Source organism: Serratia sp. TSA_105.2, assembly GCF_052692115.1.
Window position 1 is genome coordinate 1 of record NZ_JBQZFT010000005.1, and the last position, 20,859, is coordinate 20,859.

19 protein-coding genes and 1 pseudogene are annotated in these 20,859 nt (G+C 59.4%); 10 read left to right on the top strand and 10 right to left on the bottom strand.

Features of this window, described 5'->3' with window-relative positions; all coding sequences use genetic code 11:
* Positions 1 to 60 precede the first annotated feature (60 nt).
* From brnQ to ACUTSC_RS16535, 3 genes are all read right to left on the bottom strand, one after another.
* Complete coding sequence (gene brnQ, locus ACUTSC_RS16525) at positions 61 to 1,383, bottom strand: branched-chain amino acid transport system II carrier protein (protein WP_197768491.1); 1,323 nt, start codon at positions 1,381 to 1,383, stop codon at positions 61 to 63.
* Positions 1,384 to 1,595: 212 nt separating this feature from the next.
* Complete coding sequence (locus ACUTSC_RS16530) at positions 1,596 to 2,477, bottom strand: 2OG-Fe dioxygenase family protein (protein ID WP_038871106.1); 882 nt, start codon at positions 2,475 to 2,477, stop codon at positions 1,596 to 1,598.
* 30 nt (positions 2,478 to 2,507) lie between these two features.
* The gene (locus tag ACUTSC_RS16535; protein WP_048234649.1) at positions 2,508 to 2,840 is read right to left on the bottom strand and encodes a tRNA-binding protein; all 333 of its coding nucleotides are present in this window, start codon (positions 2,838 to 2,840) and stop codon (positions 2,508 to 2,510) included.
* 292 nt (positions 2,841 to 3,132) lie between these two features.
* On the opposite strand from ACUTSC_RS16535, the gene ACUTSC_RS16540 reads away from it, so the two are divergent.
* From ACUTSC_RS16540 to fbaA, 8 genes and pseudogenes are all read left to right on the top strand, one after another.
* Complete coding sequence (locus ACUTSC_RS16540; RefSeq protein ID WP_197768490.1) at positions 3,133 to 4,050, top strand: EamA family transporter; 918 nt, start codon at positions 3,133 to 3,135, stop codon at positions 4,048 to 4,050.
* Positions 4,051 to 4,216: 166 nt separating this feature from the next.
* Positions 4,217 to 5,305, top strand: a complete 1,089-nt coding sequence (locus ACUTSC_RS16545) for an ABC transporter substrate-binding protein (RefSeq protein ID WP_060441366.1) — start codon at positions 4,217 to 4,219, stop codon at positions 5,303 to 5,305.
* Positions 5,306 to 5,383: 78 nt separating this feature from the next.
* The gene (locus tag ACUTSC_RS16550; protein WP_004931567.1) at positions 5,384 to 7,153 is read left to right on the top strand and encodes an ABC transporter permease; all 1,770 of its coding nucleotides are present in this window, start codon (positions 5,384 to 5,386) and stop codon (positions 7,151 to 7,153) included.
* A complete protein-coding gene (locus ACUTSC_RS16555) occupies positions 7,146 to 8,216 on the top strand; it encodes an ATP-binding cassette domain-containing protein (RefSeq protein WP_197768489.1) in 1,071 nt (356 codons plus the stop codon). Before ACUTSC_RS16550 ends, ACUTSC_RS16555 begins: the two co-directional genes overlap by 8 nt.
* Before the next feature lie 66 nt (positions 8,217 to 8,282).
* Positions 8,283 to 8,408, top strand: a pseudogene (locus ACUTSC_RS16560) (LysR family transcriptional regulator); the annotation flags it as partial.
* 313 nt (positions 8,409 to 8,721) lie between these two features.
* Positions 8,722 to 9,738 carry an erythrose-4-phosphate dehydrogenase gene (gene epd, locus ACUTSC_RS16565; protein WP_004931582.1) on the top strand — a complete coding sequence of 339 codons (1,017 nt, stop codon included), beginning with the start codon at positions 8,722 to 8,724 and terminating at the stop codon, positions 9,736 to 9,738.
* Positions 9,739 to 9,808: 70 nt separating this feature from the next.
* Positions 9,809 to 10,972, top strand: a complete 1,164-nt coding sequence (pgk, locus tag ACUTSC_RS16570; protein ID WP_025160206.1) for a phosphoglycerate kinase — start codon at positions 9,809 to 9,811, stop codon at positions 10,970 to 10,972.
* Between the two features lie 116 nt (positions 10,973 to 11,088).
* Positions 11,089 to 12,168, top strand: a complete 1,080-nt coding sequence (fbaA, locus tag ACUTSC_RS16575) for a class II fructose-bisphosphate aldolase (protein WP_025304179.1) — start codon at positions 11,089 to 11,091, stop codon at positions 12,166 to 12,168.
* Between the two features lie 56 nt (positions 12,169 to 12,224).
* On the opposite strand, the gene ACUTSC_RS16580 is transcribed toward fbaA, so the two are convergent.
* Positions 12,225 to 12,893, bottom strand: a complete 669-nt coding sequence (locus ACUTSC_RS16580; RefSeq protein ID WP_060426922.1) for a DUF1345 domain-containing protein — start codon at positions 12,891 to 12,893, stop codon at positions 12,225 to 12,227.
* Positions 12,894 to 13,098: 205 nt separating this feature from the next.
* On the opposite strand from ACUTSC_RS16580, the gene mscS reads away from it, so the two are divergent.
* Positions 13,099 to 13,965, top strand: a complete 867-nt coding sequence (mscS, locus tag ACUTSC_RS16585) for a small-conductance mechanosensitive channel MscS (RefSeq protein WP_025304177.1) — start codon at positions 13,099 to 13,101, stop codon at positions 13,963 to 13,965.
* An 82-nt stretch (positions 13,966 to 14,047) separates the two neighbouring features.
* On the opposite strand, the gene ACUTSC_RS16590 is transcribed toward mscS, so the two are convergent.
* From ACUTSC_RS16590 to ACUTSC_RS16600, 3 genes are all read right to left on the bottom strand, one after another.
* Positions 14,048 to 15,397 carry an MFS transporter gene (locus ACUTSC_RS16590; protein ID WP_197768488.1) on the bottom strand — a complete coding sequence of 450 codons (1,350 nt, stop codon included), beginning with the start codon at positions 15,395 to 15,397 and terminating at the stop codon, positions 14,048 to 14,050.
* A 172-nt stretch (positions 15,398 to 15,569) separates the two neighbouring features.
* The gene (locus ACUTSC_RS16595; RefSeq protein ID WP_047729896.1) at positions 15,570 to 16,601 is read right to left on the bottom strand and encodes a methionine synthase; all 1,032 of its coding nucleotides are present in this window, start codon (positions 16,599 to 16,601) and stop codon (positions 15,570 to 15,572) included.
* Positions 16,602 to 16,626: 25 nt separating this feature from the next.
* Positions 16,627 to 17,604 carry a putative oxygenase MesX gene (locus ACUTSC_RS16600; protein ID WP_197768487.1) on the bottom strand — a complete coding sequence of 326 codons (978 nt, stop codon included), beginning with the start codon at positions 17,602 to 17,604 and terminating at the stop codon, positions 16,627 to 16,629.
* Positions 17,605 to 17,920: 316 nt separating this feature from the next.
* Between ACUTSC_RS16600 and ACUTSC_RS16605 the strand changes: the two genes are divergently transcribed.
* Entirely contained in the window at positions 17,921 to 18,460 is a 540-nt protein-coding gene (locus ACUTSC_RS16605) for a DUF2058 domain-containing protein (RefSeq protein ID WP_025160208.1), read from the top strand.
* 7 nt (positions 18,461 to 18,467) lie between these two features.
* Here ACUTSC_RS16605 and ACUTSC_RS16610 read toward each other — a convergent pair whose 3' ends face one another.
* The 3 genes from ACUTSC_RS16610 to ACUTSC_RS16620 all read right to left on the bottom strand — a co-directional run bounded on the left by ACUTSC_RS16610 (position 18,468) and on the right by ACUTSC_RS16620 (position 20,858).
* The gene (locus tag ACUTSC_RS16610) at positions 18,468 to 19,166 is read right to left on the bottom strand and encodes a pseudouridine synthase (protein ID WP_197768486.1); all 699 of its coding nucleotides are present in this window, start codon (positions 19,164 to 19,166) and stop codon (positions 18,468 to 18,470) included.
* Positions 19,167 to 19,308: 142 nt separating this feature from the next.
* The gene (araD, locus tag ACUTSC_RS16615) at positions 19,309 to 20,004 is read right to left on the bottom strand and encodes an L-ribulose-5-phosphate 4-epimerase (RefSeq protein WP_197768485.1); all 696 of its coding nucleotides are present in this window, start codon (positions 20,002 to 20,004) and stop codon (positions 19,309 to 19,311) included.
* A complete protein-coding gene (locus ACUTSC_RS16620) occupies positions 19,998 to 20,858 on the bottom strand; it encodes an L-ribulose-5-phosphate 3-epimerase (protein WP_077038679.1) in 861 nt (286 codons plus the stop codon). Before ACUTSC_RS16620 ends, araD begins: the two co-directional genes overlap by 7 nt.
* Between the last annotated feature and the right edge of the window lies 1 nt (position 20,859).

The window sequence follows — 20,859 nt, forward strand, 5'->3', positions numbered from 1 at the left end:
CGCCAGCCGATAAAAAAGCCGGTCATCGTGACCGGCTTTTTTTATCGGCGGAACCCGCGCTTACGACGCGGCGTTGGCGCTTTCGACGCTGCGCAACCGGTCGTAAGCCGCCGCCAGCAACAACACCAGCAGCGTAGGCTGCAGCCAGACCAGACCCTGTTCGGCCAGCGGCAGCTTATCGAACCAGGCGGGCAGCAGGCCGCTGAAGCTGGAGGCCTTCAGGCCGTCGGCGAGGCCAAACACCAGGCTGGTGGCGATCACCGGCGCGAAGACGCGCTTGGCGCTGCGCCAGCGGTTCTGGCTGAAGCTGAGCAACACCAGCGCGATACAAGGTGGATAGATCGCCGTCAGCACCGGCAGCGAGATGCGGATCAGGTTGGCCAGCCCCATGTTGGAGACGAGCATGGCGAAGAGGGCGAGGATAACCACCAGCGTGCGGTAAGAGAGCGGCAGATAGCGGGAGAAAAAGTCCGCGCAGGCGCAGGTCATGCCGATCGCCGTCACCAGGCAGGCGATGAACATCAGTACCGCCATAAAGACGCTGCCCAGATCGCCAAAGGTGTGTTGCACGTAGGCGTGCAGGATTGCCGCGCCATCCTGAGCGCCACTCTCGACCAGGCTGCCGCTGCCGGCGCCGAGTTTGAACATGCAGATATAGACCAGCGTCAGGCCGACGCCGGCGATCAGGCTGGCCCACAGGGTGTAGCGCAGCAGCAGGCCGCTGTCGCTGACGCCGCGCGAGCGGGCGGCGGTGACGATAATCGAGCCGAACATCAGCGCCGACAGCGTGTCCATGGTTTGATAACCCTGCACGAAGCCGGTGGAAAACGCCGATGCCTGATAGCTGCCGACGGCGGAGACCGGTTCACCGGCGGGCCAAACCAGGGCGGCGATGCCGAGCGCGGCCAGCGCCAGGATTTTCAGCGGCGCCAGAATATGGCCGACGTTATCGAGCAAGCGGCCGGGATACAGCGAGACGATCATCGCCAGGGTAAAGAACAGCAGGCTGTAGATGAACTGCGGCAGGGCGCCGTCGCCGGTGAAGGGCGCGATGCCGAGGGCGAAAGAGACATTGGCGGTTCGCGGCGTGGCGAACAGCGGGCCGAGCGCCAGATAGCAGACGGTCGCCAACAGCAGGCCGGCGGTGCGGCCGATGGGGCCGGTCAGCAGGCTGATGCTGCCGCCGACGCGCGCCAGCGCGATCACGGCGATCACCGGCAAGGCGACGGCGGTCACCATAAACCCGAGGGCGGCCGGCCACAAATGTTCGCCGGACTGCAGCCCCACCAGCGGGGGGAAAATGATGTTGCCGGCGCCGACAAACAGGGCGAAGGTCATAAAGCCCAGGGCGATAATGTCTTTCGGGGATAAACTCTTGGTCATAACGGTATGGCACTGCCTGTATTCATGAAATAAACGGCCTGCTGCGGAATGGATAACTGCAGAGGGCAGGCTCAGGGGGCAGCGAGCGCCCGCAAAATTTTCGTCTGGCAGGATATAATAATTCGGCGACAAAAACCTGATTAATCCAGCGCTGTTTATCCTGGCGTGAACCGGCCGCACAGAGGGATCATGGCGGCCGGCCCGGCTGCGCGTTAGCTCGCGCGCGCCACCATGTCTATCGACAGCGGGATTTCGATATGCGGTTTGAAAGAGTCATACGCGAAAGAGACGTGGCCGTCTTCGACCGGTTTGCGGGTGAAAAAGATCAGCATATCGCGGGTCGAATGCCGGCGTTTGTCCTGCGCTTCCACCGGTGAGAGGCTATGTTTGCGTTCATGATCGACAATCAGCAGGGTATCGAGGAAATGCCGATGCTGTATTTCGCCCAAAATCCATTCTGGCCGGGCCCGATCGAATTTGATCCCGCTGGTTTCGCGCATATCGTGAATAAAGGTCTTGGCGCTGTCGTCGGTCATGTTGTCGCAGCCGAGGAAGGTCGTCATGGTGTGGTCGACGCCGTCGCTGTGCACGCCTTCCAGTGCCGGTTCGCCCAGCATCTGCGGCGTGGTGACGGTGCGCAGGTTGAACACCGTGCAGACGAATTTGTTGATCTCCTGATTAAGCCGGGCGCGCGGCGTCACGCTCACGCCATCGATCACGTAGGCTTTGAATTTCATCAGCGCCTGGAATGCCGTATTCAACTGCAGATCGTCGTTGATGCCGCGGAAGTGGCGCACCTTTCCCGAATCGTAACGGATGAAGTCTTCCTCGACCGAGAGCACGAAAGGTTGGAACTCCAGCCGCTCAATCTGGGCGCGATCGAAGTCGAAACAGAAGCGGCCGTTTCTGGACTTGCGGAAAGGCAGCGTGGGATCGTCCGCCAGATTGCCGCTGACCTGCTGCAGCTTGGCGAAATCTTCCGGCCGCGCGCCCAGCGCCAGCAGGATCGCTTGCATGGTGGCGCCGGGGATAAAGGCTGAACGGTGTTCCTGGTACGCCTTCTTAACTTCATCAAGCAGGGATAACTGTCGCATTTCTCGGTGGCCTCACGAATGATGTGGCGATTATAAAATCTTGCTGCCGATCTCCACGTCGAAATCGGTTTTCAGCAAGACGGTGCCTTGATCCCGGGTGACCGCGGCAAGTACCAGCACTTCGGATTTAAATCCAGCAACCCGCCTGGCGGGGAAATTAACGACGGAGATGACTTTTTTGCCGAGCAGATCATCTTCCTGATAGTTTTCGCATAATTGCGCCGAGCTGTTTTTAATGCCAATTTCTTCGCCGAAATCAATGCGCAGCTTATAGGCGGGCTTTAACGCCTTGTCGTTATATTCCACGGAAATAATTTCGCCAATACGCATATCGAGTTTCATAAAATCAGTGATTTCGGCCATAAGTCAGTCCAGTTAATTAAGTGGCTTCAGGAAGGCTAGCAAAGGGGAATTATTCCGACAATGTTGCCAAGAGGGGAGAGTTATACCTGATGTAGCAATTAATTTACATTATCGTAACGTGGTGGGGTTAATTATAAGCTTGGTGAATTATATAAAGTTGAAACGTCATTATTTCCCGCAAGTGTATTCATTACGCAGGCTTGAGGGGGCGGCGTCGGTGCTGTTAAGCCGGTGTTAAATTGGTTAGTATGTTCCGCATTAATTCATCAGCCGCATTTTTTCAGGTAGTGATATGGAAATAACCCAGCGCGAAAAACGCGATCGGCGAAAGGCATTTATCGCGCCGTTTTTCCTGATATTAATTTGGTCGACCGGTTTTATTGCCGCGCGAGCGGTGGCGGATCATGCCGATCCCAACCTTTTCCTGACTTTTCGCTTTTTGATCGCCGCTGCGGTATTCGCCCTGCTGGCGCTGCATTGCGCCTGGCCAAAGGGGCGACAGTTCGTGATGCACCTGCTGACCGGCATGCTGATGAACGGCGTCTACCTCGCCGCAAGCTGGTGGGCGGTGGCGAACGGCCTGGCTGCCGGGGTGATGTCGCTCATTGGCGGATTGCAGCCGCTGTTCACCGCGCTGATTTTCGCGCTGGTGCTGCGTAAGCCGATAGGATTGCGTTCATGGGCCGGGCTGGCGGTCGGTTTTATCGGCGTTGCGCTGGTGCTCTCCCCTCGGCTGACCGGTATCGACGTCGGCAATATGGCGCTGTTGCCGATTCTGATGGGGTTTGGCAGCATCGTCGCGCTGACGATCGGCATCATGGTGCAGAAGTCTTCGCTGGCGGCGGCCGATCTGCGGGCGGCAGGCGCTATTCAGCACCTCGGCGCCGCGATCGTAACCGGCGTGCTGGCGGCCGTGATGGGCTCCGGCGCCTGGGATAATTCGCCGACGCTGTGGTTCTCGCTGCTGTGGTCGGCCGGCGTGTTGTCGCTGGGCGGCACCGCGCTGTTTATCTGGATGGTGCGCCACGGCGATTTGACTCGCATTACCGCGCTGATGCTGCTGGTGCCGCCGGCGGCGGCACTGCAGGCGTACGTGCTGTTTGGTGAGGCGCTGTCGCTGCTGCAGCTGGCAGGATTTGTGCTGACGCTGCTGGGAGTCGCCATCGTACAGCGAATTCGCCTGCTGCGGCGCTCTCGCCTGGCCGAATAGTCTGCAATAAGAAGTGCCGTAAAGCCCGCTCTGCCGGGCTTTTTTATTGGCTGAAAAATGGCCAACCTCACAAAACGGAAAGATAACAAAGCAACGGCGTTGCCTCGTCACACTTATTAACTATATGTTAATTTTTGGTTTATTAAATGTGATCAGGGGATGGATGATGATGAAAAAAATCAGCGCTACCGTAGCGGCAATCACCTTACTGGGCTCCGTTTCCGCCTATGCGGCCTTCCCGGCGGGCTACCCCGCCGACTATCAGAAGCGGGTCGACGGCGCGAAGAAAGAAGGCAAGGTGGTGATTTACTCGACCACCGACACCAAGGCGGCGGCGCCGCTGATCCAGGGGTTCGAGGCGTTGTATCCGGGCATCAAGGTCGAATACAACGACATGAACAGCACCGAACTGTATAACCGCTTTATCAGCGAGCAGGCGGCAGGCGGCACCAGCGGCGACGTGGTGTGGAGCTCGTCGATGGACACCATTTTGAAACTGGCGGGCGATTACGCACAGGAATACGCCTCCCCCGAGCAGGCTCAGCTACCGAAATGGGCGGTATGGCAAGATAAGGTGTATGGCACCACCTATGAGCCGGTGGTGTTTATCTATAACAAACGCCTGATCCCGCAAGGCGATGTGCCGGATTCGCACGCGGCGCTGGCTAAGCTGATCGCCGGCCAGACGGACAAATTCAAGAAGAAAGTCACCACGTACGACATCGAAAAATCCGGCGTCGGCTTCATGCTGTCGGTGCAGGACTTCAAGGCCGATCCTAACTACTTCAAAACGCTGGCCGACGTGGCCAAGGGCGGGCTGGCGGTACAATCCTCCACCGGCACCATGATGGAGCGCGTCTCCTCCGGTGAAAACCTGATCGGCTTCAATATCCTCGGTTCGTACGCCGAGGCCCGCGCCAAGAGCGATCCGTCGCTCGGCATCGTCTATCCGAAAGACTATACCCTGGTGCTGTCGCGCGTGAGCTTCATCAGCAAAGAGGCCGGCAATCCTAACGCCGCCAAGCTGTGGTTCGACTACGTGCTGTCGGAGAAAGGGCAAAATATTCTCGCCAATCAGGCGGATATCCCCTCGATCCGCAACGACATCGAAGGCAAGAACGACATCGACGGCATGACCAAGCTGCTGGGCAACGCGCTCAAGCCGATTCCGGTCGACGACAGCCTGCTGGAATACCTGCAGCCGGCCAAACGCCTCGACTACATCAAACAATGGCGCGCCGCCGCGGCGAAATAACAGGGACTGCATTCGGACGCGCGCCTGCCTTAGGGGCGCGCGCCCTTTGGTCGGCGTTTACAACCATAGGGAGCATTTATGCAAGCATGGCGCAGAAAGTGGCAGAGCCTGCCGCGCGGCCTGGTGGTGTTGATAACCGCACTGGTTATCTATGTCCCCCTGTCGTTTATCATCATTCAAAGCTTCCTCTCGGCACCGTTCTTCTCTCCCTCCAAGGTCTTCAGCCTGGAGGCCTTCGAGTTCATCTTTACCGATCCGGATTTCTACAAGGCGCTGAAGAGTGGCTTTATTCTGGCATTCGGGCTGGTGATCATCGCCATCCCGCTCGGCGGCATTTTGGCCTTCCTGATGGTTCGCACCGATCTGCCGGGGCGGCGGATCATCGAGCCGCTGATTCTGGTGCCGATCTTCGTGTCGCCGATGGTGCTGGGCTTCGGCTACGTGGTGGCGGCGGGGCCGGTGGGCTTCTTCTCGCTGTGGGCGGAGGCGTTGCTGGGCTTCGTGCCGTGGAACATCTATTCGATGGCCAGCATCGTGGTGATTGCCGGATTGACGCACGTGCCCCACGCGTATCTGTATATCTCCTCGGCGCTGCGCAGCGTGGGCTCCGACGTTGAAGAAGCGGCGCGCACCGCCGGCGCCACGCCGCTGCAGGTGATGACCGCTGTCAGTCTGCCGATGGTGCGGCCGTCTATCCTGTATGCCGGAGTGCTGCTGTTCTTTCTCGGGCTGGAAGTGTTCGGCCTGATGCTGGTGCTGGGGGATCCGGAGGGCAACCTGGTGCTGGCGACCTACCTGTACCAGTTGACCAACAAGCTGGGCACGCCGTCTTACCACCTGATGGCGGCGGTGGCGGTGGTGCTGATCTGCATCACCATTCCGCTGGTGATGCTGCAGCGCCGGCTGATGCGCACCGCCAACCGTTTCGTCACCGTCAAGGGCAAAGCTTCGCAGGCCCGCGCACTGCCGCTGGGCAAATGGCGCTGGGTGGCCGGCGCGGTGGTAGTGTTCTGGCTGACCGTCACCATCGGCGTGCCGCTGATCGGCGTGGTGCTGCGCGCCTTTATCTCCAACTGGGGCGTGGGCGTGTCAGTCTGGGACGAGCTGTCGATCAACACCTTCCGCACCATCTGGGCGCAGCCCAACCTGCTGCGCGCCATCGTCAACTCAATGGCGATTGGGGTAATCGGCGGGGCGCTGGCGGTGGCGTGCTACCTGTTTATCGGCATCGCCATGCACCGCAAGCCGGATGGCGCCACGCGTTTCCTCGACTACAGCGTGCTGGTGCCGCGTGCGGTACCGGGGCTGCTGGCCGGTCTGGCGTTCCTGTGGGTGTTTCTGTTCCTGCCGATGTGGCTGGACAAATCGCTCAAGGAGGGTTGGCTGTCGGCGCTGCCGATGGCCGAGTGGCTGCGTGCTAACTGGATTGTCTGGTTGCGTTCGCTGCGCAGCACTATCTTCAGCGTCTGGCTGGCGTACACCGTGGTGTGGATGGCTTACGGCCTGCGGCTGATCTCCTCGACGCTGCTGCAGGTGGGGCCGGAGCTGGAGGAGGCGGCGCGCAGCGCCGGCGCCAGCCGTGGCCAGATCACCCGCCACGTCACCATTCCGCTGTCGCGCTATGGCCTGATCGGCTCTTGGCTGCTGATGTTCCTGATTTTCGAACGCGAATATTCCACCGGGGTGTATCTGCTGTCTCCGGGCACGGAAACCATCGGCTCGATGCTGGTTTCCCTGTGGGCCGCGGGCGCTATCGATATCGTCGCCGCGCTGTCATTCATCAATATCCTGCTGGTGGTGCTGGGGTTGGGGATCGCCTTGCGCTTTGGAGTGAAATTACATGATTGAACTTTCGGTAGAGAATCTGCATTTGACCTATGGCGACAATCCGGTGCTGAAAGGGGTGTCGATGGATCTGAAACGGGGCGAAGTGGTCTCGCTGCTGGGCCCGTCGGGCAGCGGCAAAACCACGCTGCTGCGGGCGGTGGCCGGGCTGGAGAAACCGAGCCAGGGCCGGATCGTCATCGGCAATAATGCGGTGTACAACGGCAGCGCACGCAGCGAAATTCCCGCCGAAGAGCGCAACCTGGGGCTGGTATTTCAGTCCTACGCGCTGTGGCCGCATAAAACGGTGTTTGAGAACGTCGCTTACCCGCTGAAGCTGCGTAAGACCGCCTCGGCGGAAATCACCCAGCGGGTGCAGGCGGTGCTGGATCAGCTCGGGTTGGGGCATCTGGCCAAGCGCCATCCGCACCAGCTTTCCGGCGGCCAGCAGCAGCGCGTGGCGATTGGGCGTGCGCTGGTCTACAACCCGCCGGTGATCCTGCTGGACGAACCGCTGTCCAACCTTGACGCCAAGCTGCGCGAAGAGGCGCGGGTATTCCTGCGCGAGTTGATCATCAAGCTCGGCCTGTCGGCGCTGATGGTGACCCACGATCAGAACGAGGCGATGGCCATCTCCGATCGCATCCTGCTGCTCAATAACGGCAAAATCGAGCAGCAGGGCACGCCGCAGGAGATGTACGGTTCGCCCACCACGCTGTTCACCGCCGAGTTCATGGGCAGCAACAACCGCTTGCAGGGCAAGATCGTGGCGCTGGAAGGCGACCGGGCGCGCATCGAAGGCAAGGATTGGGCGCTGTGGGGCAAAGCGGGCGAAGGCGTGCAGGTCGGGCAGGAGGGCTCGGCGGTGATCCGCGTGGAGCGTGTGCGGTTGGGCGAAGATCCGCAGGGCAACCAGCTTGAGCTGCCGCTGTTGACCAGCATGTATCTCGGCGATCGTTGGGAATACCTGTTCCGCACCGTGGCTGAGGATTTCGTGGTGCGCGCCTATGGCTACGAAGCGCGCGATCGGGCGCTGTGTCGGCTCTCCCTGCCGGCCGAGCATCTGTGGATATTCCCGAAAGCCTAACCAGGACGCCCGCAGGCGCGGGCGCTCCGTTTACAGAGTTAAACCGCTAGCGGCGATCTTTTCCGGGCGGTGTACGTTTCCCGGTTGGCAACGTCGGCGAAAGTGCGGGTGACGGTCGAATTTTTGCGCGACTATTTCCGCGAGCACTACGGCGAAACGGGGTCGGCGAGCGAAAATCCGCCGCGGCCTTGAGGCCAAAAATGTGCGCCAGATCATCTTATGCTCGTAAAACTCCCCTCCGTTACTTGTGGAACTGTTGCACCTGTTCCTTTTGCCAAAACTTTGGTTTATGCTCAGCTGAAGCGTTTCAGTTGAAGCACTCTTCGACAGAAATGCCGATGTGGCGGCGGCGAAAAGCCGCTGAAGCGCGGGAATAATGCAAACGCGGCGATTCACAGCGGGCGGTGCGATCCACTACTCTATGCGGGTTAGTGGGACAACCAGTCAGCGCCGGCCCGGCGCCGGTGAGTCAGCCCGGCGGGAACGGCCCTTTTTCAGGAGCAGCATGACCATCCGCATAGCGATAAACGGCTTTGGCCGCATCGGCCGCAGCGTATTGCGCGCATTGTACGAATCGGGACGACGGGCGGAAATCTCCGTGGTGGCGATCAACGAGCTGGCGAATGCCGAGGGCATGGCCCATCTGCTGAAGTACGATTCCAGCCACGGTCGCTTCGCCTGGGATGTGCGGCAAGAGTGCGACACGCTGAGCGTCGGAGACGACGCGATTCGCCTGTTGCATCAGCCGGCGGTGGAGCAGTTGCCCTGGGGCGAGCTGGGCGTCGACGTGGTGCTGGACTGCAGCGGCGTGTACGGCAGCCGGGCGGATGGCGAAGCCCATCTGGCGGCGGGGGCGAAGAAAGTGCTGTTCGCCCATCCGGGCGGCAACGATCTGGACGCTACCATCGTGTTCGGCGTCAACCATCAGACGCTGTTGGCGGAACATCGCATCGTGTCCAACGCCTCGTGCACCACCAACTGCATTATTCCGGTGATCAAGCTGCTGGACGACGCCTACAGCATCGAATCCGGCACCGTGACCACCATTCACTCGGCGATGAACGATCAGCCGGTGATCGACGCGTATCACGCGGATTTGCGGCGCACCCGCGCGGCGAGCCAGTCGATCATTCCGGTCGACACCAAGCTGGCCGCGGGCATTACCCGTATCTTCCCGCAGTTTTGCGATCGCTTCGAGGCTATCTCGGTGCGCGTGCCGACCATCAACGTGACGGCTATCGATCTTAGCGTCAGTGTGAGCGCAGCGGTGAAGGTGGCGGAGGTCAACCAGCTGTTGCAAAAGGCCGCACGGGAATCATTTCGTGGTATAGTTGACTACACGGAATTACCATTGGTCTCGATCGATTTTAACCATGACCCGCACAGCGCTATCGTCGACGGTACGCAGACCCGGGTCAGCGGGCAGCACCTGATAAAGACCTTGGTCTGGTGCGACAATGAATGGGGCTTTGCCAATCGGATGTTGGATACAACACGGGCAATGGCCGCCAGCGGTTTCTAGTACGGCGGCGCCGGCGTGATTGGCGCGCTGCTCAGGCAATTTTATAGAGATTCAATAAAGAGGGTTCACCATGTCTGTAATTAAGATGACCGATCTGGATCTGGCGGGTAAACGCGTACTGATCCGCTCCGATCTGAACGTGCCGGTAAAAGACGGTAAAGTGACTTCCGACGCGCGTATCCGCGCTTCCCTGCCGACTATCGAAGCTGCGCTGAAGCAAGGCGCCCGCGTGATGGTAACCTCCCACCTGGGTCGTCCTACCGAAGGCGAGTACAACGAAGAATTCTCCCTGCTGCCTGTGGTCAACTACCTGAAAGATCACCTGAAATCCCCAGTGCGTCTGGCAAAGGATTATCTGGATGGCGTCGACGTCGCCGAAGGCGAACTGGTGGTGCTGGAAAACGTCCGTTTCAACAAGGGCGAGAAGAAAGACGACGAAACCCTGTCCAAGAAATACGCGGCGCTGTGCGACGTGTACGTGATGGACGCGTTCGGCACCGCGCACCGCGCGCAGGCTTCCACCCACGGCGTGGGCAAGTTCGCACCTGTCGCCTGTGCCGGCCCGCTGCTGTCCGCCGAGCTGGAAGCGCTGGGCAAGGCCCTGGGCAACCCGGCCCGTCCGATGGTCGCCATCGTGGGCGGTTCTAAAGTGTCCACCAAACTGACCGTGCTGGATTCCCTGTCCAAAATCGCCGATCAGCTGATCGTCGGCGGCGGCATCGCCAACACCTTCGTGGCGGCGCAGGGCAACAACGTGGGCCAGTCCCTGTACGAACCTGACCTGATCCCGAACGCGCAGAAACTGCTGGAAACCTGCGACATTCCGGTTCCGACCGACGTGCGCGTCGCGACCGAGTTCTCCGAAACCGCGACCGCAACCGTGAAGCAGGCCAACGAGATCCAGGACAACGAGCAAATTCTGGATATGGGCGACGTCTCTGCCGAGCGTCTGGCCGTTATCCTGAAGAACGCCAAGACCATTCTGTGGAATGGCCCGGTTGGCGTATTCGAGTTCCCTAACTTCCGTAAGGGCACCGAAATTGTCGCCCGCGCGATCGCCGATAGCGACGCTTTCTCCATCGCTGGCGGCGGCGACACTCTGGCAGCCATCGATCTGTTCGGTATCGCTGACAAAATTTCCTACATCTCCACCGGCGGTGGCGCATTCCTGGAGTTCGTTGAAGGGAAACCGCTGCCTGCAGTCGTGATGCTGGAAGAGCGCGCTAAGCAGTAATTCAGACAACGGGAGGCGAAAGCCGCCCGTTTGTTTTATACCGCGCGGCTAAGGCTGCGCGGCGTGAAAACATCGATTTACATCCATCTACGGCCGACGAAACAGGACAAAGTAACATGTCTAAAATTTTTGATTTCGTAAAACCGGGTGTCATCACGGGTGATGACGTTCAGAAAGTCTTCGCAGTTGCTAAAGAGAACAACTTTGCGCTGCCAGCGGTAAACTGCGTGGGTACCGACTCCATTAACGCAGTGCTGGAAGCCGCGGCTAAAGTGCGCGCGCCGGTCATCGTTCAGTTCTCCAACGGCGGCGCCGCGTTCATCGCCGGCAAAGGCGTGAAGACCGATGTGCCTCAGGGCGCAGCGATTCTGGGCGCCATCTCTGGCGCACACCACGTTCACCAGATGGCTGAACACTACGGCGTGCCGGTGATCCTGCACACCGACCACTGCGCGAAGAAACTGCTGCCATGGCTGGACGGCCTGCTGGACGCCGGCGAGAAGCACTTCGCCGCTACCGGCAAACCGCTGTTCTCTTCCCACATGATCGATCTGTCTGAAGAGTCTCTGGAAGAAAACATCGAGATCTGCAGCGCCTACCTGAAGCGCATGGCCAAAATCGGCATGACGCTGGAAATCGAACTGGGCTGCACCGGCGGTGAAGAAGATGGCGTGGACAACAGCCATATGGACGCATCCGCTCTGTACACTCAGCCGGAAGACGTGGCTTACGCGTACGAAAAACTGAACGCCATTAGCCCGCGCTTCACCATCGCTGCCTCCTTCGGTAACGTGCACGGCGTGTACAAGCCAGGCAACGTCAAGCTGACCCCGACCATCCTGCGTGATTCTCAGGACTACGTGTCCAAGAAATTCAACCTGCCGCACAACAGCCTGAACTTCGTGTTCCACGGCGGTTCCGGTTCTACCGACGCAGAGATCAAAGAGTCTGTGGGTTACGGCGTGATCAAGATGAACATCGACACCGACACCCAATGGGCGACCTGGGATGGCATCCTGCAGTACTACAAAGCGAACGAAGCTTACCTGCAGGGCCAGCTGGGCAACCCGAAAGGGGCCGATCAGCCGAACAAGAAATACTACGATCCACGCGTATGGCTGCGCGCAGCGCAGACCAGCATGGTGACGCGTCTGGAACAGGCTTTCAAAGATCTGAACGCGGTAGACGTTCTGTAATCTTCGGCACCTGTTGCACGATGCAAAAGGCTCCCTGCGGGGAGCCTTTTTCTTTTTCAGCCCAGCAGGCCGGCGCCGACGTTGATAGACAGGCCCAGGATCAGCATGTTGAACGCGAAGGAGATCACCGACTGCAGCAGGGTGACCTTACGCACCTCCGCCGCCCCGACCGCCACATCTGCGGTCTGCGACGCCACCGCGATGGTGAAGGAGAAGTAGGCGAAATCCAGATAGGTCGGCTCGGTGAGGTTGCCGGGGAACAGCAGCGGCAAAGGATCCTGCTGCGCACCCTGGCGATAAAATTGATGGGCGTAGTGCATGGTGAAGGCGGTCGGCAGCAGCAGCCAGGAGACCGCCAGCGTTCCGCCGGTTAACGCCAGATGCAGGGTTTTCAGCGAGTCGCTGGCCTGTTTGGCGCTGCTCAACTCGAACAGGATCGCCAGAATGCTCACCAGACAACCGAAACTAACCAGCGCCAACACCGTGCTGGCGCTTTCGTCCTGCCGCCGAGCGATCTGGCGAATGTGCTGCGGCGTGCTGACCAACATCAGCCGCCAGAGAAACAGCAGGTAAAGCCAGGCCAGCGTATTCCAGCCGATCATCAGGCGCTGTAGCAGCGAGAGCTGGGCGGGCAACAGCAGAAAACACAGCAGCCCGGCGCCGACGGAAAACAGCAGCCTGGGCCGCACTTGCCAATAATGTTTGAGCGAAGAGCGAACGTGCATGATTAACGGATCCCTTGTCGTGAAATGGCCAACGCGCTGTTCTCAGCATAGAAGAAGCGGCGGGCGGTTTCGGCTATTTTTAACGCTGACGGTTGGCATGAGCCTTTAATGTTGGTTACCCTTAGGCGGTGGTTTCCTACTGGCTGCCGAGGCCAGTGTATTTTTGCGAGTTTCTCCCGTTAGGGACTGAGTTAGGACGACACGAATGAAAGATTTGAATGTAGTAGACGGCATCAACGGTGCCGGCAACTGGTTGGTGAAGAACCAGGATCTGTTGATCCAATACGCGGTGAATATCGTCGCCGCCATCGTTATCCTCATCATCGGTTCGATCGTGGCCCGCGTAGTCGGTAATGCGCTGAACCGCGTGATGAAACTGCGCGGCATCGACGCCACGGTGGCAGACTTCCTGTCGGCAATCGTGCGCTACGGCGTGCTGGCGTTCACCTTCATTGCCGTGCTGGGGCGCGTCGGCGTGCAGACCACCTCGGTGATCGCCGTGCTGGGTGCCGCCGGTTTGGCCGTCGGCCTGGCGCTGCAAGGCTCGCTGTCCAACTTCGCCGCCGGCGTGCTGCTGGTGATCTTCCGTCCGCTGCGCGTGGGTGAATATGTCGATCTGGGCGGCGTGGCCGGTACCGTCGATCAGGTGCAGATTTTCTCCACCACCCTGCGCACCGCAGACAACAAAACCATCGTGGTGCCGAACGGTAAAATCATTGCCGGCAACATCATCAACTATTCTCGCGAGCCGAACCGCCGCGTGGATATCGTGGTAGGCGTGGCCTACAACGCCGATATCGACGTGGTGAAGAAGGTGCTGGGCGACGTGATCGCCGCCGACAAGCGCATCATGCACGCCAAAGGCGTGACCGTGCGTCTGAACGAGATGGCGCCGTCTTCCCTGAACTTCGTCACCCGTTCCTGGACCACCAACGCGGAATACTGGAACGTGTACTTCGATCTGATGGAAAACTTCAAGCGCGCGCTGGATGCCCACAACATCGGCATTCCGTTCCCGCAGATGGACGTACACCTGTATCGCACCGAAGACGCTTCCGCCAAGGCGGAATAACAGAGAAGGGGGCCTTGGCCCCCTTTTTCATGAAAGGCCGAGACGCCATCGAAGGCGTCTCGGCCTTTTCTTTTCTGCGAGCTTAGGCACCGGTAACCGGCGTGGAGAGCGATGTGCGGCGGTGCAGGCTGAGGCGATAGAGCAGGAAGATGGCGACCGCACCCAGCAGCGCCGGCAGCGCCAGCCAGAGGAAGAACACTTCCGCCGATCCGGCGGCGGTCATCATCCAGGCGCCGAGCATCGAGCCGACGATCGAGCCGAAGCGGCCGTTGGCCATGGCCCAGCTGACGCCGGTCACGCGGGCTGCGGTCGGGTAAAGGGTGGCGGAGACCAGGTTCAGGCCGTTTTGCGCACCGGCCACGCCGAAGCCGATCAGGAACACGACGGCGGCCAGCGTGTAGACGTCGCCCATCAGATACCCGGTCGCACCGATCACCAGCGCGGCGCCCAGGTAGGAGACGGCCAGCACGCGGTAGGGCCCGACCCGGTCCATCAGCAGCGCCATCAGAATGGCGCCCAGGGTGCCGCCGAGCGGCACCATCGCGCCGATGCGCGAGGCGTGGGCGATATCGTAACCGGCGTCTTTGAGGATCGTCGGCAGCCAGCTGGTGAGCAGGTAGAACACGAACAGCGAGCAGAAGAACGCCGCCCACAGCAGCAGGGTGCGCACGGCGCGCCCTTCGATAAACAGGTGTGAGATCGGCGACTTGGCCTGTGCCGGGCGCTCGTCATCGACGATGGTGACCCCCGTCCAACGCTGGCCGGTGATACGCTCGACCACCCGGCGCAGCCGATCGGCATGTTTGGCGTTGGCGGCCATAAAGCGTACCGACTCGGGCATCTGCCAGGCCAGCAGCGGCAGCAGCGCCAATGGCGCAATGCCGCCGACCAGCAGCAGGCCGCGCCAGCCGAACGCCGGGATGATCTGCCCGGCCAGCAGGCCGCCCAGGGCTAGCCCGGCGGTAAAGCCGCTCCAGCTCAGGGTGACCATCAGCATGCGGCGGCGCGCCGGTGAGTACTCCGAGCTGAGGGTGATGCAGGTCGGTATCGCGCCCCCGAGGCCAATGCCGGTGATGAAGCGCAGCAGGGTCAGGGATTCGATCGATTGCGTATAGGCCGAAGCCAGGGTGCAGCCGCCAAACACCAGCACCGCGACGAGCAGCACGCGTTTGCGGCCGATGGCGTCGGCGATCGGCCCGAACAGCAGGCTGCCGATCAGCAGGCCGAACAATCCCGCACCGAAGGCGGGGGAGAGCTGCGAGGGGTGTAGGCCCCACTCTTCACGCAGCGCCGGGGCGATATAGCCGATGATGGCGGTATCGAAGCCGTCCAGCAGGGCGATTAGGAAACACAGGGTAAGGATGAGGATTTGATAAGGCGAGATCCTGGCGCGATCGATGATTTCGCTGATGCGAGCGGTATCTGGGCTCATGAGGGTTCCACTGTTATTAAGCTGGTGTGGGCTGGCTGAGGGGCCGTTCAGGCCGCTGTGGCTGGCATCGCGTAGAAACCCGAGTATACACCAGAGGGGGGACGTTGCGGGGAGAGGGCGTCGATGATCATCGCCCGCCGCAGGAGGGGTCTGTGGCGGGCGCTTGGCAAGGCTATTTGGCTAACAGTTCACGGCGCACGATCTCGGCGCCCGCACTCAAGGCATTCAGCTTGCCGCTGGCGACCTGACGAGGCAGGGGAGCCATGCCGCAGTTGGTCGAGGGATAGAGCTTGTCGGCATCGACAAACTGCAGCGCTTTGCGCAGCGTAGCGGCCACTTCCTCCGGCGTCTCAATGGTATGATTCGCCACATCAATGGCGCCGACCATCACTTTCTTACCGCGAATCAGTTCAAGCAGATCCATCGGCACGTGCGAGTTATGACACTCCAGCGAGATAATATCGATAGTAGACGTTTGCAGCTTGGGGAACGCCTCTTCATATTGCCGCCACTCAGAGCCCAGCGTCTTTTTCCAGTCGGTGTTGGCCTTAATGCCGTATCCATAGCAGATATGTACCGCCGTTTCACACTTAAGCCCCTCAACGGCCCTTTCCAGGGCGGCGATGCCCCAGTCATTCACCTCGTCAAAGAACACGTTAAATGCGGGCTCATCAAACTGAATAATGTCGACGCCGGCGGCCTCGAGCTCTTTGGCTTCCTGATTGAGGATCTTGGCGAATTCCCAGGCCAATTTTTCGCGGCTTTTATAGTGGTTGTCATAGAGCGTGTCGATCATGGTCATCGGCCCCGGCAGGGCCCATTTAATCGGCTGCTTGGTCAGCTGGCGCAAAAATTTGGCGTCTTCAACGAAAACGGGCTTTTGGCGCGCGACCGCACCCACGACGGTTGGCACGCTCGCCTCATAGCGATTGCGGATTTTAACCACTTCGCGTTTCTCGAAGTCGACGCCGCTGAGGTGCTCGATAAACGTCGTGACGAAGTGCTGGCGCGTTTGCTCGCCATCGCTGACGATATCGATGCCGGCCTGTTGTTGTTCAGCCAGCGACAAACGCAAGGCGTCCTGTTTCCCTTCGATTAATTCTTCATTCTGCAATTTCCAGGGCGACCACAGGGTTTCCGGTTGGGCCAGCCAGGAAGGTTTGGGCAAGCTGCCGGCGGTCGAGGTAGGGAGCAATATTTTCATGATAGATGACCTGTAATTAAGTGAATCAAAGCGCGTAGTGGGCAGACCATTGCTCAAGAATGGGCTTGTAGGGCTTGATAAATTGCTCTTCCGTAAATTTCCCCTGCTCAATCGCTAACTGGCTCCGCTCTTCGCGATCGTAAACAATCTTGGTTAATGAATGATCCTGGTTATTCAGGCTGGGCTGATAGCATTGCCCCGCCGCCGAGTTGGCATTGTAAATTTCAGGCCGATAAATTTTTTGGAAGGTCTCCATCGTGCTGATGGTGCCGATCAGTTCCAGATCGGTGTAATCGCTCAGCAAATCCCCGGGGAAATAAAACGCCAGGGGCGCGACGCTATTTTTCGGCATGAAATAGCGCACCTGCAGGCCCATTTTTTTAAAATACCGGTCGGTCAGCGAAGCGCCGTCTTGCCGATACTCTTCGCCCAACACCGGATGTTGATTGCCCGTCCGATGATAGGTGTCTTTGCTGGACACGCTGAGGCAGATCACCGGCGGTTTGCTGAAATTCTCATGGTATGCGTTTGAATTGACGAAATGCTTAAAGATATTGCCGTGCAAATCGCCGAAATCATCCGGAATGTTGAACTCCGCCGTGTTTTTATTGTGCGCCGGCAGCAAGACGCTAAAGTCGTAATCGCGCACGTAAGAGGAGAAATTGTTCCCGACGATGCCCTCAAGACGCTTTTGCGTTTTTTTATCAATGATGTTGGTTTTCAGGATTTCGATCACCGGGAAGCTGGCACCCTGATCTTCAACGCGCATCTCAACCGAAATGATTTCAAGTTCGACCGAATAGCGGTCGGCCTTGGGGTTATCCCAATTCGCCAACGAATTGAAGCGATTGTTAATCATCACCAGCGTGTTGCGCAGGTTCTCCCGGCGGTTTTCCCCTCTGGCCAAATTGGCGAAATTGGTGGTGATACGCGTACTTTCAGAAGGGTTATAATCTTCATCGAAAGAACAGCTCTTAATCGTAAAGGCAAAGTCTCTATTCATCGTCTTATAGCATCCTGTTATATGATATGAAGGCTGGATTTATCCATTTATTTCAATGGGTTGTTTTTCTCTTTTTTCATTCAGCCGATTTCATATTGTCTGTCGTTAATGAGGTCTATTTTTGCCAGAGTCCCGCAGGGAGTGAAAGAGACTTAATTTCATTACCACATGAGCGGTATTCATGATCTGGCGTTCGGGCCGGTTTGCCGCCGTTGCCCTGCAGCGCAAACCGCCGGTGGGTTGGGCCGGCAACCTGGTGCAGCCTGAAAAATTACGGGTATAATCCCCCCATGACCCCACGGCTTCAGACACGAACATGACAAAACTCACCTTACAAGAGCAGATGCTCAAAGCGGGCTTGGTAACCAGCAAGAAAATGGCCAAAGTCCAAAGAACGGCTAAAAAATCACGCGTTCAGGCCCGTGAGGCCAGAGAGGCGGTGGAAGAAAATAAAAAGGCGCAGCTTGAGCGCGATAAGCAGCTGAGCGAGCAGCAAAAGCAGGCCGCGCTGTCCAAAGAATACAAGGCGCAAGTGAAGCAGCTGATCGAGATGAACCGCATCGTCCTGGCGAAAGGCGACATCGGTTTCAACTTCACCGACGGTAACCTGATCAAGAAAATCCTGGTGGATAAGGCGACGCAGACCCAGCTGATCAATGGCCGTCTCGCCATTGCCCGCTTGGTGGTCGAGAACCGGGAAGAGTGTGAATACGCGATTATCCCCGCGAGCGTCGCCGATAAAATCGCGCAGCGCGATGCGGCCAGCATTGTGTTGCACAGCGCGCTGAGTCAGGAAGAACAGGATGAAGACGATCCGTACGCCGACTTTAAAGTACCCGACGATTTGATGTGGTAAGCCGCGTTCAGAACGGCGCGGCGTGACGAGCGGCGATCCGCTCTCCAGTGATGGGGTGCACAAAGTCCAGCTCGCTGGCATGCAGCATCAGCCGTGGCGTCCGTTCGGTACCCGGCAGCAGTAGCCCGCCATACAGATCGCAGCCTAAAATAGGGTGGCCCAACTGCCGGCTGTGAATACGCAGCTGGTGGGTGCGCCCGGTCTCTGGGGTGAGCTGCACCCGCGTCAGCGGCAGCGAGATCCCGCCCTCCGCTTCACGATAAAAACGCTCGACGACCCGATAGCGGGAGCGGGCGGGTTTGCCGTGGAGGGCGCAAATTGACATCAGCGGGAACAGCGCCGGATCTTTGGCGATTGCCGCGTCTATGACCCCTTCGTTATCCGCCAGGTGGCCGCAGAGCAGCGCGCTGTACACTTTGCTGACGGTGCGCTCGCTGAACTGCCGGCAGAGCGCGGCGTTGGCGGCCTTGTTGCGGGCCACCACCATCAACCCGGACGTGCCGAAATCCAGGCGGTGCACCAGGGCGCAGCCGGGGAAGGTCTTTACCAGCCGATGGTGTACCGAATCGAGATTCTGCGGATTCTTGCCCGAGAGGCTGAGCAGCCCGGCCGGCTTATTGATCAGCGCCAGATGATCGTCCTGATAGAGGATCTCTATTTGGTCATGGCATGGCGGGGCGATAAAGGTATCGGTGATCGTAGACATCGGGCTGCCGGCTGGAAGGTGGGTGCGGATGATAGCGAATTTTTCGCCGATGGGCGAATGCGGTTATCGTTATCACTGCGCCTCATGCCCGCTGGCACCCGATGGGCAAAGCATCAGGTGCAGCGGTTAAGGCCCCGGCGCGCTACTGCCCGTAGTAGGCGTTTTGGCCGTGTTTGCGCAGGTAGTGTTTGTCCAACAGTTCGCGCTGCATGCTTTGAATGCCCGGCGTCAGCTGGCGTGAGAAAATACCCATGTAGGCGATCTCTTCCAGCACCACCGCATTATGCACCGCGTTGTGGGCGTCTTTGCCCCAGGCGAAGGGGCCGTGGGCGTTGACCAGTACCGCTGGGATAGCGTTGGGATTGATATCGCGCCGGCGGAAGGTTTCGACAATCACCTTGCCGGTTTCCAGTTCGTAATCGTGCTCAATTTCATCCTGGGTCATCAGGCGCGTGCAGGGAATAGCGCCATAAAAATAGTCAGCGTGGGTGGTTCCCCAGGCGGGGATGTCCAGCCCGGCTTGCGCCCAGATGGTGGCGTGGCGCGAATGGGTGTGGACGATGCCGCCGATATCGGCAAATTCGCGGTACAGCGCCAGATGGGTGGCGGTGTCCGACGACGGTTTTTTTGCCCCCTCGACGGTGCGGCCGCTGGCCAGATCGACCACCACCATATCCTCCGCCGTCATATGCTCGTATTCAACGCCGGAAGGCTTGATCACCACCAGACCGCGTTCGCGATCCACCGCGCTGACGTTGCCCCAGGTAAAGGTCACCAGCTTATGGCGCGGCAGATCGAGATTGGCCTCCAGCACCTGTTGTTTTAACTGAGTCAGCATGTCATGCCCCCTTGTTGCATTTTTTGTTCGATCCAGCGGCGGGCCTGAACGATCTCGGCCACCGGCTCCTCGGCCTTTTCTGTCCACATCTCAATCAGGAATGCGCCGCGGTAATTGAGGTGCTGCAACGTGCGAAACACCTCGACGAAGTCGACGCAGCCTTCGCCAAACGGCACGTCACGGAATTGCCCCGGCGAAGTGGCGGTGACCGGGTAGGTGTCCTTCAGGTGAATGGCGGCGATGCGATCGATGCCCAACTCCAATTCACGCGGCACGTCATTGCCCCAGGCGCTGAGGTTGCCGACGTCCGGATACACCGTGAACCACGGTGAGGCCAGCAGGGCATCCCAGGCTTTCCATTTACCGATCGAGTTCATAAAGGCGGTGTCCATAATTTCCACCGCCAGCATCACCTGGGCGGCGGCGGCACGGTCTACCGCCCACTGCATGCCTTCGCTAAAGCGCGCCAGCGTCCCCTCGTCCTGCTCTTCGTAATACACGTCGTAGCCGGCCAGTTGGATGGTGCGGATACCGACGTCTTGGGCCAGCTGAATGGCCTGTTCCATCACGTCGAAGGCGCGCTGTCGCAGCGCCGGATCGTGGCTGCCAAACGGAAAGCGCCGGTGGCCGGAGAGGCACATCGACGGGATGCGGATGCCGGTTTCCAGCATGGCGTCCACCAGCGCCAGGCGCTGCGCCTTGCTCCAGCTCAGGCGCGCCAGGCGTTCATCGCTTTCGTCCACCGACATTTCGACGAAGTCGAAGCCGCAGGCCTTGGCCAGCGCCAGGCGTTCGGGCCAGCTCAGGTGTTTCGGCAGCGCTTTCTCGTAAATTCCCAACGGGTGCTGACGCATA